We start from the raw sequence: 14,051 nt of genomic DNA, 5'->3' as shown, positions 1-14,051 counted from the left end.
CATTCCCATTTCTCTGCCCCCTCGTGGCCGGTCCTTCGGTCCAGGCTTGGCAGCTGTTTGCAACTTGGGCCTGCCTCGCAGCGCTGCTTCTTGCAATGCCTCCCAGCGCACCGGCACGGGGCATCTGGGCTTGGCCGGCGACCGGAATGGCGGCTGTCGTGCTTTCCTCTCACGGCTCGCCTGCCCTGTGGCTGCCCGTGGTCGTGGTGCTGGGAGCGATTGCTGCTGCAGCCTGCGTGGGCGCCGGCATAGCCCGGGGCAGCCCCTCCTCCCCAGCGGTGTTGGCCACCGGCATCCTAGCGGCCGGCCTCGTCAGTGCCGTGCTCGGCCTGCTCCAGTACTACGGCCTGGCCGAGCCGCTGGTGCCCTGGACCACAACGCCAGCGCTGGGCCAGGCGTACGGCAACCTGCGCCAGCGCAACCAGTTCGCCACGCTGATCAGCATGGCGCTGGTGGCGGCGCTCTGGATTCACGCTACGCAGCCGTCGGTGCAGATCAGGCGTTGGCTGGTGGCTGCTGCTTTGCTGCTGTTGGTGGCCGCGGCGGCGTCAACGTCGCGCACCGGGCTGCTCCAGCTGCTGTCGATCACCGGCGTCGCAACGCTGATCGCGTGGCGTGAACGGCGCAGCGCGCCTGAAAGCGACAGGAAGCATTTCAGCCTGCCGCCGCCGCTCGTGCTGCTTGCCATGATCCCGATCTATTTCGCCATCGCATGGGTGCTGCCCCAACTCACCGCCAGCGAGGTCGAAGGCATGATGCGCCGCCTGCAGGAAGGCGCCCCAGGCGATCACACGCGAGTGATTCTCTGGCGCAACGTGCTCACGCTGATTGCCGAGCATCCGTGGACGGGGTGGGGCTGGGGCGAGCTGGCCTTTGCGCACTACAGCACGCTGTATTCAGGGCCACGGTTCCCGGAGATCCTGGACAACGCGCACAACCTGCCGCTGCACCTGGCCGTGGAACTGGGCATACCGGCCTCGGTGCTGATCTGCGGCGGGTTCATCTGGATGGTGCTGGCGGCGCGGCCCTGGCGCGAGCGCGATCCGGCGCGGCTGATGGCGTGGGGCATGCTGGGTGCGATCGTGCTGCACAGCCTGCTGGAATATCCGCTCTGGTACGGGCCGTTCCAGCTGGTGTTCGGGCTGTGCCTGGGAATGCTGTGGCCGGCGCGAGTTGCTTCGCCACGGCAACGGCTCAAAGCCAGGTGGCTCAACGCGACGGTGTTGCCCGCCGTGGCGGCCACTGCGCTGGCGATTGTGGTCGGCTATGCCACCTGGGACTACATCCGCATCAGCCAGATCTATCTTCCGCGGGACGAGCGGCTGCCGGCCTATGAAGACGACACGCTGACCAAGGCGAAGAAGTCCTGGCTCTTCGCAAGGCAGGTGGGTTTTGCCGAACTGACGCTCACCCGGGTTACCGCTGCCAATGCGGCCGAAATGCATTCTCTGGCCTCGCGAATCCTGCATTTCTCGCCCGAGCCCCGCGTGATCGTCAAGCTGATCGAAAGTGCCGAACTGACGGGGCGGGACCAGGAGGCGTGGCAACAGGCGGAGCGCTTCCGCATCGCCTTTCCGGTGGAATACGAGCGGTGGCTCAGGGGCCATCCGGTCGACGCGCGGTCGCCCTGAGCGGGTTAGCCGGCGACGTAGCTGCCCGACTTCCCACCGTGCTTCTCCAGCACATGCACGTCGGTGATCCGCATCCCCCGGTCCACCGCCTTGCACATGTCGTAAATCGTGAGCAGCGCCACCTGCACGGCGGTCAGTGCTTCCATTTCGACGCCGGTCGGCCCCACGGTTTCGACGGTTGCGGTGCACACCACCTGCGGCGCACTGCCTTCTTCGGCCAGCGCAAACGCCAGCGCCACGCGCGTGAGCGCCAGCGGGTGGCACAGCGGAATGAGGTCGCTGGTTTTCTTGGCGGCCTGGATGCCGGCAATGCGGGCGATGCCGAGCACGTCGCCCTTCTTTGCGGTGCCCGATTCGATCAGCTTCAGCGTCGCAGGCTGCATCTCGATGCGGCCGGTGGCCACGGCCACGCGGTGGGTGGCGGGCTTGGCCGCGACGTCGACCATGTGGGCCTGGCCCTGGGCATCGAAATGGGTGAGGGAGCTCATGTGTGAACGTTCGGTGTGGAGGTGCATCATACGAGCCCGAGCCATGGACGAGGAATGCCGCGCTTGACTCCTTTTGCCAAGAAAAAAAGTTCTGCCACACCCGCTTTGCGGTCGTTGTGCGCTACCGTTTTAATAGCGTGCCAGGTTGTGCTGCCGGTGCCTGCCCGCGCGCAGCTGCAGGTGCTGCCGGGGCTGGGCGACGGCGGCGAAATGACGGCCAGCGCCGAGCGCCAGCTGGGCGACCAGATTGCGCGCGAGCTCTATCGCGACACCGACTACATCGACGACCCGGTGGTCGGCGCCTACGTGCAGGAAATCTGGCAGCGCCTCATGACGGCCGCCCGCGAGCGCGGCGAGCTCACGCCCGAGCTCGACGAGCGCTTTGCCTGGGTCGTTCTGCTGGGCCGAGACCGCAACATCAACGCCTTCGCGCTGCCGGGCGGCTACCTGGGCCTGAACATGGGCCTGATTGCCACCGTGGGCAGCCGCGACGAGTTGGCCACGGTGCTCGGGCATGAGCTCTCGCACGTCACGCAGCGCCACATCTCGCGCATCATGAGCCGGCAGGGCAAGCAGATGCCGCTCATGCTGGCGGGCTTGATCCTCGGCATGATTGCGGCCAGCAAGAGCCGCAACGCCGATGCGGGCCAGGCCGTGATCATGGGCAGCCAGGCGCTTTTCATGCAGAACCAGCTGAGCTTCTCGCGCGACATGGAGCGCGAGGCCGACCGTGTCGGTTTTGGCGTGATGACCCAGGCGGGCTTCGCGCCGCAGGGCGCGGCGACGATGTTCGAGAAGCTGCAGTACGCCGCGCGCCTCAACGACAACGGCTCGTACCCCTATCTGCGCAGCCACCCGCTCACGTCGGAGCGCATCTCCGACATGCAGGGGCGCTTCCAGTTCCGCATGGACGCGGCCCCGGCCGTGCCGCTGGTGATGGACCACGCCATGATCGCGGCGCGCGCGCGGGTGCTCACGCGCCCGGGTGTCGATGTGCTGCGGCTCTGGGTCGACGCCGCCTCGAGCGGCGAGTTCGCCAGGAGCAGCCCGGCCCAGCAGGCGGGCACGCTTTACGCGGCAGCCCTGTCGGCCAAGGAGCTGCGCGATTTCAGGTCGGCGCGTGCGCTGGCCGAGCGATTGACTGCGCGCACCGCCGAAGACGCATCCGCCGCCAAGCTGGCGCGGTGGCTCAACGCCGAAATCGAGCTCGCCGGCGGCGGCGCCCCCAAGGCCGCCACCCTGCTCGACGTGAAATCCAGGGAGCGGCCGGAGATGCTGCTCGCAGCCGAGGCCGCCGTGGCCACCCGCCAGCCCGCGCCCATGGTGCCCGTGCTGCGCGACTGGGTGGCCACGCATCCGCGGGACGCCACCGCCTGGCGCGCGCTGGCCAATCTTTACGGTGCGCAGAACGACACCCTGCGTGCCGTGCGTGCCGATGCCGAAGCCAACGTCGCCATCCTCGACTATCCGGCCTCACGCGACCGCTTCAAGGCTGCGCAGGAACTGGTGCGCAAGCCCGGTGCGCCCATCGACCACTACGAGGCGTCGATCATCGACACCCGCGCGCGGGCGGTGGAAGCGATGGTGAAACGGCAGGCTGAAGAGCCGCCGCTGCGGTGAACTGGGTCGGGTGACGCGAGCGGGAGCTCTCGCTCAGCGCTTCGAAAGAAGCCCGCCCAGCGCGGCTTCGATGACCAGCCCCAGCAGCGAATAGATCAGCGAGCCGATCAGCGCCGCCACGAAGCCGCTGACCTGAAAGCCGCCCAGCAGGCCCGATGCGGCCCAGAACAGCAGCGCATTGATTACGAACAGAAACAGCCCCAGCGTGACGATGGTGACCGGCAGCGTCAGCACCACCAGCACCGGCCGCACGATCATGTTGAGCAGGCCGATGACCGCGGCGGCAATCAGCGCCGAGCCGAAGCTGTTGACCTGGACACCGCTGTAGAGGTAGGCCACCGCCAGCAGCGCGACGGCGCTGAGCAGCCATTTGATGATGATTCGCATGCGCCGCAGGATACCCCAGCGGCCCTAAAACAACGAGCCCCGGGGCGTTGCCGCACCGGGGCTCGTCAGGGGACGTTTTGCTGCGTTGAAGCGGGGCTTATTCGGCCAGTTCGTTCGCAAGCACCAGCAGCGCGCCCATGCCCATCACGGCACCGGGAAACGCCCAGCCCGACTGGCGCGGCGGCGTCTGCTCGTGCGTGACCGGCTCCAGGTCGACACCGATCTTGGGGCGGCGCGCATCGACCACGTGCGTGGCCGCATGCTCGCGCTTGAGCTGCTGCGTCAGTTCGGTCAGCGGGCCCTTGGCAAGCACCGCCGTCACCTGCCCGCCATTGCGTTCGAGCATGGGCAGCAGCTGCGCCTGCACCTTGCTGAACCACTTGGCGCGCCAGTTCTCGCGCGCGCTGTGGCTCACCCACTTGCTGATGCGGTGCGTCATGCGCGGAGCGCAGGCCACCAGTACCCAATGGCGCGCCACGACGCTGCCGGCATCCGGTGCGAGTTCTGCGAACTGCTCGGCGGCATAGCCAGCGTCGTCGACATAGAGAATGATCTTTTCCATGAGGCGCTCCTTCAAGTAGTTAGAGTGGCAGAGACTTTTCCATAGAGGAAGAGCATTTTCTCGGTGGCTGCTGCAGGCGATCAGCTCGTCGTTGCGGCTTCTTCGGCGGCCTTCGGGCGACGCATGGCCACCATCTTGCCGATGACCAGCACCAACAGTGCACCGGCAACGCCAGCGGCGTACCTGATCGTGTCGGTCTGCGGCACCTTCGGCACCCAGGTCCAGGCTGCGGTGTTCGACAGCGCGGGATCGGACACCGCCATGGTGCCGGCAATCCAGCCCAGCAGCATGCCGCCGACCGTGATGATGATCGGGAAGCGGTCCATCAGCTTGATGACCAGCTGGCTGCCCCAGACGATGATCGGAATGCTCACGAGCAGGCCGAAGATCACGAGCGGCATCTGGTGGCCTTGGCCGGCACCCTGAGCGGCGCCGGCAATGGCGATCACGTTGTCCACGCTCATGACCAGGTCGGCCACGATCACGGTCTTGACGGCGGCCCACAGCTTGTCGCTGCCCTGGATGTTGCCGTGCGCGTCGTCATGGTCGGGCGCCAGCAGCTTGACGCCGATCCACACCAGCAGCGCGGCGCCGACCAGCTTGAGGAACGGAATGGCAAGAAGCGTGAGCGCGAAGAAGATCAGGATCACGCGCAATATGATCGCGCCGGCAGTGCCCCAGAGAATGCCCTTGGTGCGTTGCGCAGGCGGCAGCTTGCGGCAAGCCAGGGCGATGACGACGGCGTTGTCGCCACCGAGAAGAATGTCGATCATGATGATCTGACCGACCGCGACCCAGAATTCCGGGGCCATGAACTGTTCCATAGGTTCCTCTTGTCTTCGCGCGCCATTCGGCCATCCATCCTAAGAGGAATGGCGGCAGTTTGGCGCATTCGTTCGTTTCGATTCATCCCGTGCGGGCTGTTCGAAGCATGACGAAGACCGGTGGTGGAACCGGGAATTCAGGAACGCTTCGATCAAACCCGCACAGGTTCAAATCGAAGGTCTTGCTCGACAGCGCATACCGGCAGGCACGCGTTGCCCGACAGGCCGGAAGTGTTGTGCTTCGTATTGACGACCTGGCGTTTTCCGCCGTCGTGGACGGCAGTCGGGAGCTACTCCCCTTCGTGGGGGGATTAGATCATCGAGCCCCCGCCCTGGCAACCAAAAGTTTTCTGCGCGTTGGGGATGACGCCCCAAGGCGCGCGCGAACAGGGCCGCCGGCGCTTCATTTTTGGTAGCGCACATAACCTTCAGCAGCGGCGGGGCATTGCCGGACTATGATCGCCGCTCGCTGTTTTTTCTCTCCCATGGCCGCCATTCACATCACAGACATCGAGGCCGCCATCAACCATTGGCGCGAGAAGAGTCCCTCGCCCGACGGCATCACGCTGGCGCCCGAATTGCGCGCGCTCGCAGAGGTTTATGCGCTCATGGTGTTCCACCATGAAGACGAGGTCGACGAAAAAGGCTTCCCTGAAAAAGCCTGGGCTGCTTGGCTCGACTGGTACCACAGCACGCCCGACACGCCGTGCATTGCCATCTGCTCCACCAGCCAGGGTGACGACCAATGCAAGGGCTGCGGCCGCAGCTTCGACGAGGTGCAGCACTGGCCCGCCATGTCGCCGGCCGAAAAGCGCGTGACGTGGCGCCGCATCACCATGGAAGACACGGCCTGGCGCTTCAACAAATATGCCGAGCGGGCGCGCGAGGCCGAGCCGCCGCAATGGCCGGACGAAGACCCCGCCGAGCCCCTCGGGCCCGACGACACGCCCTGAAAGAGGCCACCGCATGCGCCGCCTCGCCCAAGCGCCCAACCTTGCGATTGCGACCTTGTGGGTGCATGCCTTGCGTGAGGAGGGCGTCGAGGCGACGGTCCAGCGCGAATTCCTGGGCGCCGTGATGGGACAGCTGCCGCCCGACCAGTGCCTGCCCGAAATCTGGATCAATGATGAAACCCAGTTCGAGCGCGCCCGGCAAGTGCTGCATGCGGCGCAGCACCGGCCGCAGCGCAACTGGCAGTGCGCCTGCGGCGAGCGGATTGAAGGTGGCTTCGAGCAATGCTGGCACTGCGGCGCGATGATGCCGGCGGCCTAGCGCCTCTTGAGCGCTACTTCCAGCGCAACAGTTCGACGTCGATGCTGTGGGTGCCGTCGCCCAGCGTCAGCGTGTTTTCCTGGATCGTCGCCTGCAGCTGCATGCTGCGCTGCGCGAGCGCGGCCAGCGCCTGCGAGGCCTCCGTCGGCACGCGGTAGACCGAGAGGTTCTGCGGCCGCGTGAGCTTGTTCTCGATGCCGCGCCACCAGATCTCGGCCGCGTGGTTGAAGCAATAGACGCTCACTTCGTCCGACTTGCCGCAGGCCTTGATGATGGGCTTGTCCTCAGGCTGGCCGACTTCGATCCACAGCTTGGTCTCGCCCGTGAAATCGCGCAGCCACACATCGGGCTCGTCCACGTTCGACAGACCCGCGCCGAAGGCCAGCGTGCCGTCGCCCTGGCACACGTCCTGCAGCTTGTAGGCGTTGAGCGCGAGCGCGACGAGCCGGATCATCATCCGCTCGTCGGTCTCGCTCGGGTGGCGCGCCAGGGTGAGCGCATGGTCGGCGTAATAGCCGTGGTCGATGTCGGCCACCGCGAGGGCGGCCTTGAAGATGGTGGATTTAAGGGCCATGGGTGCGCGAGTGTATGCGCCCCCATGGGGTTCGTCAGAACGCCACCGAAGCCTGCATGTACAGCGTGCGGGGCTGGCCCACGTACTTGCCGCCGTTGTTGTCGACCGAGCGGTTGTAGTAGCGGCGGTCGAACAGGTTCTTGACGCCGACGGCCAGCTTCAGGTTGCTCATCGAGGGGCCGAAGTCGTAACCCGCGCGCAGGTTCATGGTGGCGTAGCCCGGAATGTCGCCGAGCCGGCCGGTCGAATCTTCGAGCGTGATGTACCGCGCGCCGTCGTCGGGCGATCCCGGCGAGCGCTGCTTCGATTGCGCGTACACGTCGGCGTTGAAGGTCCACGGCCCGCGTTCGTAGCGGGCGCCGAGCGTCGCCACCTGGCGCGAATAGAACGGCAGGTCGCGTCCGGCAAATGCGCCCGCCTTGGAGGTGGCCTGCGTGTACGTGTAGGTCGCTGACAGCGACAGGCCCTTGAGCGAATCGCTCAGGCTGCCCATGTCGTAGCGCAGGGCCGACTCCAGGCCGCGGTGCCGCGTGGCGCCCAGGTCGGTCCATTGGCCGACATCGCCGGTGATGGAGCGCGCCAGCTGCAGTTCCTTGTCGAAATTGATGTTGAACAGCGTCAGCTCGCCGCTCCAGGCCTCGCCCTTGTAGTGCGTGCCGATTTCGTAGGTCTTGGCTTTTTCGGGATGCAGGCCGCTGGTGGACTGCGCAAGCTGGGCGTACTGCTGCGGGCCGAACGACACGCCGGCGTTCGCAAACACCGACCAGCGCTCGCTCATGCGGTAGAGCACCGACAGCGTCGGCAGCACCTCGTTCGAATCGATCTTCGGATAGATCGCGCCGGTGACCCGGTTGTTCGCCACGGTGAAGACATCGTTGTGCGAACGGATCGACTCGTAGCGCACGCCGGGCGTGATCGTCCAGTTGCCGAAGTCGATGCGGTCGTCGATATAGAACGCGTGCGCGGTCGTGCCGCCCTTGCTGGTCTGGTACGCCGGCTGCGCGCGCGTGTAGGCGTTGTAGCCGGGCGTGGGCGTGTAGTAACTGCTGCGCGTTGCCACCTCGGAGGCTTCTTCCTTCAGGTAGCGCACGCCCACGCTCACTTCCTGCACCACGCTGCCCGAATCGATCAGGCGCGAGTAGCGGGGCTCGATCGCAAAGGTCTTGTAGTCGCGCGGAGCCGTGGTGAGCCGGCGCTTGCCGGTGTTGGCGCCGGTGCCTTCCTGCTCGAGGTAGCTGCTGCGGTACGAGTCCGTGTAGTAGGTCAGCATCTCGAACTTGTTCACGCCGTCGTTGTGCGTGTACTTGATCGAGCCGTCGGTGCGGCGCCCGGAAAACTCGTCGAACGGGCGGTCCGACTGGAACGGGTTGACGGCAAATTGCGCCGTTGTCAGGCCGCCGGGCATGCGGCCCTTGCCTTCGAAATGGTGCAGCGACACGGCAATGTCGTCGGTCTTCGAGATGCGGTACTCGCCCTTCAGCATCAGGTCGTCGATGCTGGTGTGGTCGTTGCTCTGGCGAAAGCCGTCGCCATGCGTGCCCGAATACAGCAGCGCCAGGCCCAGGCCGTTCTCGTTGGTGCCGCCCACGAACAGCGTGGGCGTGGTCTTGACGCCTCCGCCATGGCTGGCGCTTTCAACGCCGACACCGATTTCGCCCGCAAACTGCTTCGGAATCGCCCGCGTCACGAAGTTGATGATGCCGCCCACGTTCTGGGGGCCGTAGCGCACCGAGCCCGCGCCGCGCACCACGTCGACCGCCTCCAGGCTGCCGAGCGACAGGGGTGCCAGCGACAGCTGCGGCTGGCCGTAGGGCGCATAGGCCAGCGGCACGCCGTCCAGCAGAATGGTCGAGCGCGGCGACAGCCGCGAGGTGAGCCCGCGCACGCCCACGTTGAGCGAGATGTCGCTGCCGCCCGTGCCGTTGCTCTCCTGCACCTGCACGCCGGGCACCTGGCGCAGCACGTCGCGCACGCTGCTCGAGCCGCTTTCCTGGATCTGCTTGCGCTCGATGATGCTGCGTGCGCCCGGATGCTCGAGCACCTTCGTCTCGCTGGGCGTGCCCAGCCAGTCGCCGGTGACGGTCACCGCCTCCAGCGATTTCGCGCCGGATGCGGCGTCAGCAGGCTCCGCGTCGGCCGCGAAGCTCTGGAAGCTGATGGGAAACAGCGCCATCACCAGCGCGGCGCACTTTTTTTGCTTGAACAAGGTTTCTCCTCGGGTATCTCAATAAATCGAAAGCTGCTGCGGCGCCCCGCTCAGGACGTGGTGCGGGTGCTGCCGGAAAGTGCCCGGTCGCGAGCCGCCGCCGCGGCCACCGCGCGGCGCCGCCACCAGAGCCAGACGCCGCTCACGCCCAGGCCGCAAAGGGCAAGGCCGAGCAGCACGGTGACCGCCTGGTGCACCAGCCCGCCCAGCTCGCCCGTGTGCAGCGGATAAATCACCACCACCGCGCCGTTGCCCACGTCCAGGTCCTGCCAGCGGCGCACCGCCAGCACCTCGCCGGTCAGCGGATGCAGCCACGCCGAGCCGATGCCGTTCGGATGCGGGTCGTCGGGCAGCCGGAAGCGCACGCGCAGCGGCCGGTCGGGTTTGGCCGGCACCTGCACGTAGCCGATCGGCTGGCCCGGAAACACCTGCTGGGCGCGGGCGACGAGCTCGTCGAGCGAAAGCCGGGGGCCTGACGCAGCGCCCTTGGGCACCACGGGCGGTTTGACCTGCTGCTGCCCGACCGCGGCTGAAATGAAGTTGCCGAGCGGGCGCCAGGCCATGTAGGCACCGGTGAAGATCGACACCGCAATCAGCAGCCCGAGCACCGCGCCGCCGGTGCGATGCAAGTCGAACAAGCCGCGCAAGAGGCCGCGGTTCAGCACGATGCGCAGCGAAGGCGGCCAGCGCGTGGGCCACCAGAGCACCACGCCGGTGACCAGCAGGAAGAGGTAGGCCAGCGCCACGAAAGCCAGGATGCCCTTGCCCGTGTCTTCCAGCAGCAGGCTGCTGTGCAACTCGAACAGCAGGTTGTAGGCGCCTTCGTGCGAGCCGCGCCGGCCTTGCTCGGCGCCAGTTGCCGGGTCGAGGTAAAGCGTGCCTTCCCACGGCCCGCGCACGTACACCCAGAGCGTTTCGTGGGGCTTGCGGGGCGGCCGCAGCGTGAAGTTGGTGGTGGGGCCGAACTCGGCCAGGATGCGCTGGCGCAACGGCTCGAGCGGAAGCGCGGCCCGGGCCGTTGCTGTTCCCGCATCGGCCGCGCTTCGCGCGACGAAGAAGGCGGGATGCGCATAGCGGTCGATCGGCAAGGCCACCACCAGCACGGCGCCGGCCAGCGCCACGAGGGCGAGTACGGGGCCGAGCGAAAGGCCGACCCAACGGTGAATCTTGAGCCAGAGGCGTCTCAGGGGGGCGCGCAGCATGAACAACGGGGACTTCGCAGAGTCCCGTCAGGGTTGTTGGCTTGCACGCCGCTCACGGCGCGCTGGCTGGAAATCTTCCGGGGAAGTGCGAAGCAAACAGCCGCCCTCGGGCGGCTGGTGCATCGAATGCGGAAGGCCTCAGATTCTACTGGCGAGCTCCGCGGCCTTGCCCACGTAGCTCGCCGGCGTCATGGCCAGCAGCCGCTCCTTTTCCGCTTCGGGAATCTCGAGCGAGCGGATCAGCCCATGCAGTGCCTCGGCCGTGACTGTCTTGCCGCGCGTCACTTCCTTCAACTGCTCGTAGGCGCCCTGCACGCCGTAGCGGCGCATCACGGTCTGGATGGGCTCGGCCAGCACTTCCCACGAGGCGTCGAGGTCTTCGGCCAGCGCTTCTTCGTTGAGCTCCAGCTTGCCCAGGCCGGTGGCCAGGCTCGCATAGGCCAGCGTGGCATAGCCGAAGGCCACACCGATGTTGCGCAGCACCGTGCTATCGGTCAGGTCGCGCTGCCAGCGGCTGATCGGCAGCTTCTCGCTCAGGTGGCGCAGCACGGCATTGGCCAGGCCCAGGTTGCCCTCGGCGTTTTCGAAGTCGATCGGGTTGACCTTGTGCGGCATCGTCGAAGAGCCGATTTCGCCCTTCTTGAGACGCTGCTTGAAGTAGCCCAGGCTCACGTAGCCCCAGATGTCGCGCGAGAAGTCGATCAGGATGGTGTTGGCCCGCGCCACCGCGTCGAACAGCTCGGCCATGTAGTCGTGCGGCTCGATCTGGATGCTGTACGGCTGGAAGCTCAGGCCCAGGCCCAGCGGCGCGGGCGTTTCGATGACCTTGCGGCTGAACGCCTCCCAGTCGAACTCGGGCCAGGCCGCGAGATGGGCGTTGTAGTTGCCCACCGCGCCGTTCATCTTGCCAAGCAGCTGCACCGCGGCAATCTGCGCGCGGGCCTTCGACAGGCGCACCGCCACGTTCGCAATTTCCTTGCCCACGGTGGTGGGGCTCGCGGTCTGGCCGTGCGTGCGCGACAGCATCGACACGCCGGCGAACTGGTGCGCCATTTCGCGCAGCTTGGCAATCAGCCCGTCGATGGCCGGCAGCACCACTTTCTCGCGGGCGGCCTGGATCTGCAGCGCATGGCTGGTGTTGTTGATGTCTTCGCTGGTGCAGGCAAAGTGCACGAACTCGGCGGCGGCCAGCAGTTCCGGCCGGGCTTCGAACTTGGACTTGATCCAGTACTCGACCGCCTTCACGTCGTGGTTGGTGGTTTTTTCGATTTCCTTGATGGCCAGTGCGTCGGCCTCCGAGAAGTGGGCGACCAGGCCCAGCAGGTACTTGCGGGCGCCGCCCGTGAGTGGCTTGAATTCAGCGAAGCCGCAGTCGGACAGCGCAATGAACCACGCCACCTCGACCTGCACGCGCCGGTGCATGTAGCCCTGTTCGCTCATCAGTGGGCGCAATGCCGCGAGTTTGGCCGCATAGCGGCCATCCAGTGGGGAGAGGGCGGAAACGGTGGAGAAGCTCATGCCCGAATTTTAGGCGGGCCGCGCCGACGCCCGTTCGCGACAGTTCGAAGCTGCCTTTTTCAGCGTTCCCCTAAAATAGCCACGAACAATCGTTATCAAAGCAAAGGGAGAGAGCCTTCATGAAACTGATCGGATCGGCCGCCAGCCCTTATGTGCGCAAGGTGCGCGTGGTGCTGGCCGAGAAACGGCTCGACTACCAGTTCGTGATCGAAGATGTCTGGTCCGCCGACACCACCATCGCCCACTCCAACCCTCTCGGCAAGGTGCCTTGCCTCATCATGGAAGGCGGCGAGGCGATGTTCGACTCGCGCGTGATCGTCGAATACCTGGACACGCTGTCCCCCGTGGGCAAGCTCATTCCGCAGCAGGGCCGCGAACGTGCGGAGGTCAAGACCTGGGAAGCGCTGGCCGATGGCGTCATGGACGCCGGTGTGCTCTGGCGCCTGGAAGCCACTTGGAGCGGCCGCGGCGACGGCGAGCGCAGCGCCACCTGGATCGAGCGCCAGCGCGCCAAGGTCGAGGGCGGCATTGCCGCCATGGCCAAGGGCCTGGGCGACAAGCCCTTCTGCAGCGGCATTCACCTCAGCCTGTCGGACATCGCGGTCGGCTGCGCGCTGGGCTGGGTGGGGTTTCGCTTTCCCGAAATCGACTGGCGCGGCGAGCACCCGAACCTCGGAAAGCTGTACGACAAGCTGATGCTGCGGCCGAGCTTCATCGACACGCAACCATGAATTGAAAAAGGCGCCCCAGGCGCCTTTTTCAATTCCGGAGCACCGTGTGCGGCGCCCCCTCTCGTGGGGAATACAAAAATGCTGCGAGGCGCCCCGACGCGAAGGAGGGAGGGAGGGAGGAGGAGAAGAATCACCTCGGGATTTCGACCAGACGAGAAACGCCCGGAAGACCTCGCAACATGAAAACCGGAGGACATTTGCTGCCCACGTCTTTTATGAGGACAGTGTGCCAGCGCGGTTCCCGATCCAGTGGTAAACGTTTGTGACGATCAGTTCACGCGTACTACAAGACTCCGATGCGAGAAAGAGCCGGTCGGGGCTTCCGATCAGTTGGCAGCAAGCTGGCTCTCCACCACCTTCACGAAAGCGGCTTCGTCGGGCGCCGTCATGCTCGACCACGCCTGAACCACCTTGCCGTCGCGCCCGATCAGGTACTTGTAGAAGTTCCACTTCGGCGTGGTGCCGGAGGCCAGCGCCAGTTGCTTGAACAGCGGGTTGGCGTTGGGGCCGCGGACCGAAGACTTGGCAAACATTGGAAACTTCACGCCGAAGGTGCTTTCACAAAAATCGGCAATTTCCTTGTTGGAGCCCGACTCCTGGGAGAAATCGTTCGACGGAAAGCCCAGCACCACCAGCCCGCGCGAGCGATATTTGTTGTCCAGCGCCTCCAGCCCCTTGTATTGCGGGGTAAAGCCGCAGAAGCTCGCGGTGTTGACCACCAGCACCACTTTGCCGGAGTACTGGCACAAAGATTGGGGTTTTTCGTCCTGCAGCCGCGGGAAGGTGTGTTGCAGTGTGGCCGGGCAGGCTGCGTCGGCGGGGGCGGCAGCGGGGCTGGTGGCCGGGGTCGTGGATGGGCCGGCAGAGGGGGCCTGGGCACCCGCCGTACCGGCGGCAAGCAGGCAAACCGCGAGCGCGGCGGCCTGTGCAAGGCGCATCGGCACGGGCGATCGGGTGGGGGTTGGCATAGGGGCTCCTGGTACAAAAATGGGGGTATGTATCCGTGCCGTCAGGGGGCGCATGGCCGCATCATCGC

Annotated in this window: 14 protein-coding genes; 5 read left to right on the top strand and 9 right to left on the bottom strand. The window is 66.1% G+C overall.

Features of this window, described 5'->3' with window-relative positions; all coding sequences use genetic code 11:
• Positions 1 to 158 precede the first annotated feature (158 nt).
• Complete coding sequence (locus EJI00_RS21930; protein ID WP_260590814.1) at positions 159 to 1,631, top strand: PglL family O-oligosaccharyltransferase; 1,473 nt, start codon at positions 159 to 161, stop codon at positions 1,629 to 1,631.
• 5 nt (positions 1,632 to 1,636) lie between these two features.
• Here EJI00_RS21930 and moaC read toward each other — a convergent pair whose 3' ends face one another.
• Complete coding sequence (gene moaC, locus EJI00_RS21925; protein WP_126749593.1) at positions 1,637 to 2,119, bottom strand: cyclic pyranopterin monophosphate synthase MoaC; 483 nt, start codon at positions 2,117 to 2,119, stop codon at positions 1,637 to 1,639.
• 54 nt (positions 2,120 to 2,173) lie between these two features.
• Between moaC and EJI00_RS21920 the strand changes: the two genes are divergently transcribed.
• A complete protein-coding gene (locus EJI00_RS21920; RefSeq protein WP_126749592.1) occupies positions 2,174 to 3,739 on the top strand; it encodes a M48 family metalloprotease in 1,566 nt (521 codons plus the stop codon).
• A gap of 33 nt (positions 3,740 to 3,772) precedes the next feature.
• On the opposite strand, the gene EJI00_RS21915 is transcribed toward EJI00_RS21920, so the two are convergent.
• From EJI00_RS21915 to EJI00_RS21905, 3 genes are all read right to left on the bottom strand, one after another.
• A complete protein-coding gene (locus EJI00_RS21915; RefSeq protein ID WP_126749591.1) occupies positions 3,773 to 4,126 on the bottom strand; it encodes a phage holin family protein in 354 nt (117 codons plus the stop codon).
• Between the two features lie 97 nt (positions 4,127 to 4,223).
• On the bottom strand, positions 4,224 to 4,688 hold the full coding sequence (locus EJI00_RS21910) for a hypothetical protein (RefSeq protein WP_126749590.1): 465 nt from the start codon (positions 4,686 to 4,688) through the stop codon (positions 4,224 to 4,226).
• An 80-nt stretch (positions 4,689 to 4,768) separates the two neighbouring features.
• Entirely contained in the window at positions 4,769 to 5,512 is a 744-nt protein-coding gene (locus tag EJI00_RS21905) for a TerC family protein (protein WP_126749589.1), read from the bottom strand.
• Between the two features lie 485 nt (positions 5,513 to 5,997).
• On the opposite strand from EJI00_RS21905, the gene EJI00_RS21900 reads away from it, so the two are divergent.
• Positions 5,998 to 6,465 (top strand): DUF3717 domain-containing protein, encoded by a 468-nt coding sequence (locus tag EJI00_RS21900; protein ID WP_126749588.1) that lies wholly within the window; start codon positions 5,998 to 6,000, stop codon positions 6,463 to 6,465.
• A gap of 13 nt (positions 6,466 to 6,478) precedes the next feature.
• Entirely contained in the window at positions 6,479 to 6,784 is a 306-nt protein-coding gene (locus EJI00_RS21895; RefSeq protein ID WP_126749587.1) for a putative signal transducing protein, read from the top strand.
• A gap of 13 nt (positions 6,785 to 6,797) precedes the next feature.
• Here EJI00_RS21895 and EJI00_RS21890 read toward each other — a convergent pair whose 3' ends face one another.
• The 4 genes from EJI00_RS21890 to purB all read right to left on the bottom strand — a co-directional run bounded on the left by EJI00_RS21890 (position 6,798) and on the right by purB (position 12,284).
• The gene (locus tag EJI00_RS21890; RefSeq protein WP_126749586.1) at positions 6,798 to 7,358 is read right to left on the bottom strand and encodes a YaeQ family protein; all 561 of its coding nucleotides are present in this window, start codon (positions 7,356 to 7,358) and stop codon (positions 6,798 to 6,800) included.
• 34 nt (positions 7,359 to 7,392) lie between these two features.
• On the bottom strand, positions 7,393 to 9,531 hold the full coding sequence (locus EJI00_RS21885) for a TonB-dependent receptor family protein (RefSeq protein WP_409514040.1): 2,139 nt from the start codon (positions 9,529 to 9,531) through the stop codon (positions 7,393 to 7,395).
• An 83-nt stretch (positions 9,532 to 9,614) separates the two neighbouring features.
• On the bottom strand, positions 9,615 to 10,766 hold the full coding sequence (locus EJI00_RS21880; protein WP_126749584.1) for a PepSY-associated TM helix domain-containing protein: 1,152 nt from the start codon (positions 10,764 to 10,766) through the stop codon (positions 9,615 to 9,617).
• Positions 10,767 to 10,904: 138 nt separating this feature from the next.
• A complete protein-coding gene (gene purB / locus EJI00_RS21875; protein WP_126749583.1) occupies positions 10,905 to 12,284 on the bottom strand; it encodes an adenylosuccinate lyase in 1,380 nt (459 codons plus the stop codon).
• 119 nt (positions 12,285 to 12,403) lie between these two features.
• Between purB and EJI00_RS21870 the strand changes: the two genes are divergently transcribed.
• Positions 12,404 to 13,015, top strand: a complete 612-nt coding sequence (locus EJI00_RS21870) for a glutathione S-transferase N-terminal domain-containing protein (RefSeq protein ID WP_126749582.1) — start codon at positions 12,404 to 12,406, stop codon at positions 13,013 to 13,015.
• A 326-nt stretch (positions 13,016 to 13,341) separates the two neighbouring features.
• Here EJI00_RS21870 and EJI00_RS21865 read toward each other — a convergent pair whose 3' ends face one another.
• Positions 13,342 to 13,953, bottom strand: a complete 612-nt coding sequence (locus EJI00_RS21865; protein ID WP_126749628.1) for a glutathione peroxidase — start codon at positions 13,951 to 13,953, stop codon at positions 13,342 to 13,344.
• Positions 13,954 to 14,051: the final 98 nt, after the last annotated feature.

Source organism: Variovorax sp. DXTD-1, assembly GCF_003984625.1.
GTDB lineage: Bacteria > Pseudomonadota > Gammaproteobacteria > Burkholderiales > Burkholderiaceae_C > Variovorax.
Note: the sequence above shows the minus strand (reverse complement) of the source record. Positions and strands in the feature narration are given on the sequence as shown.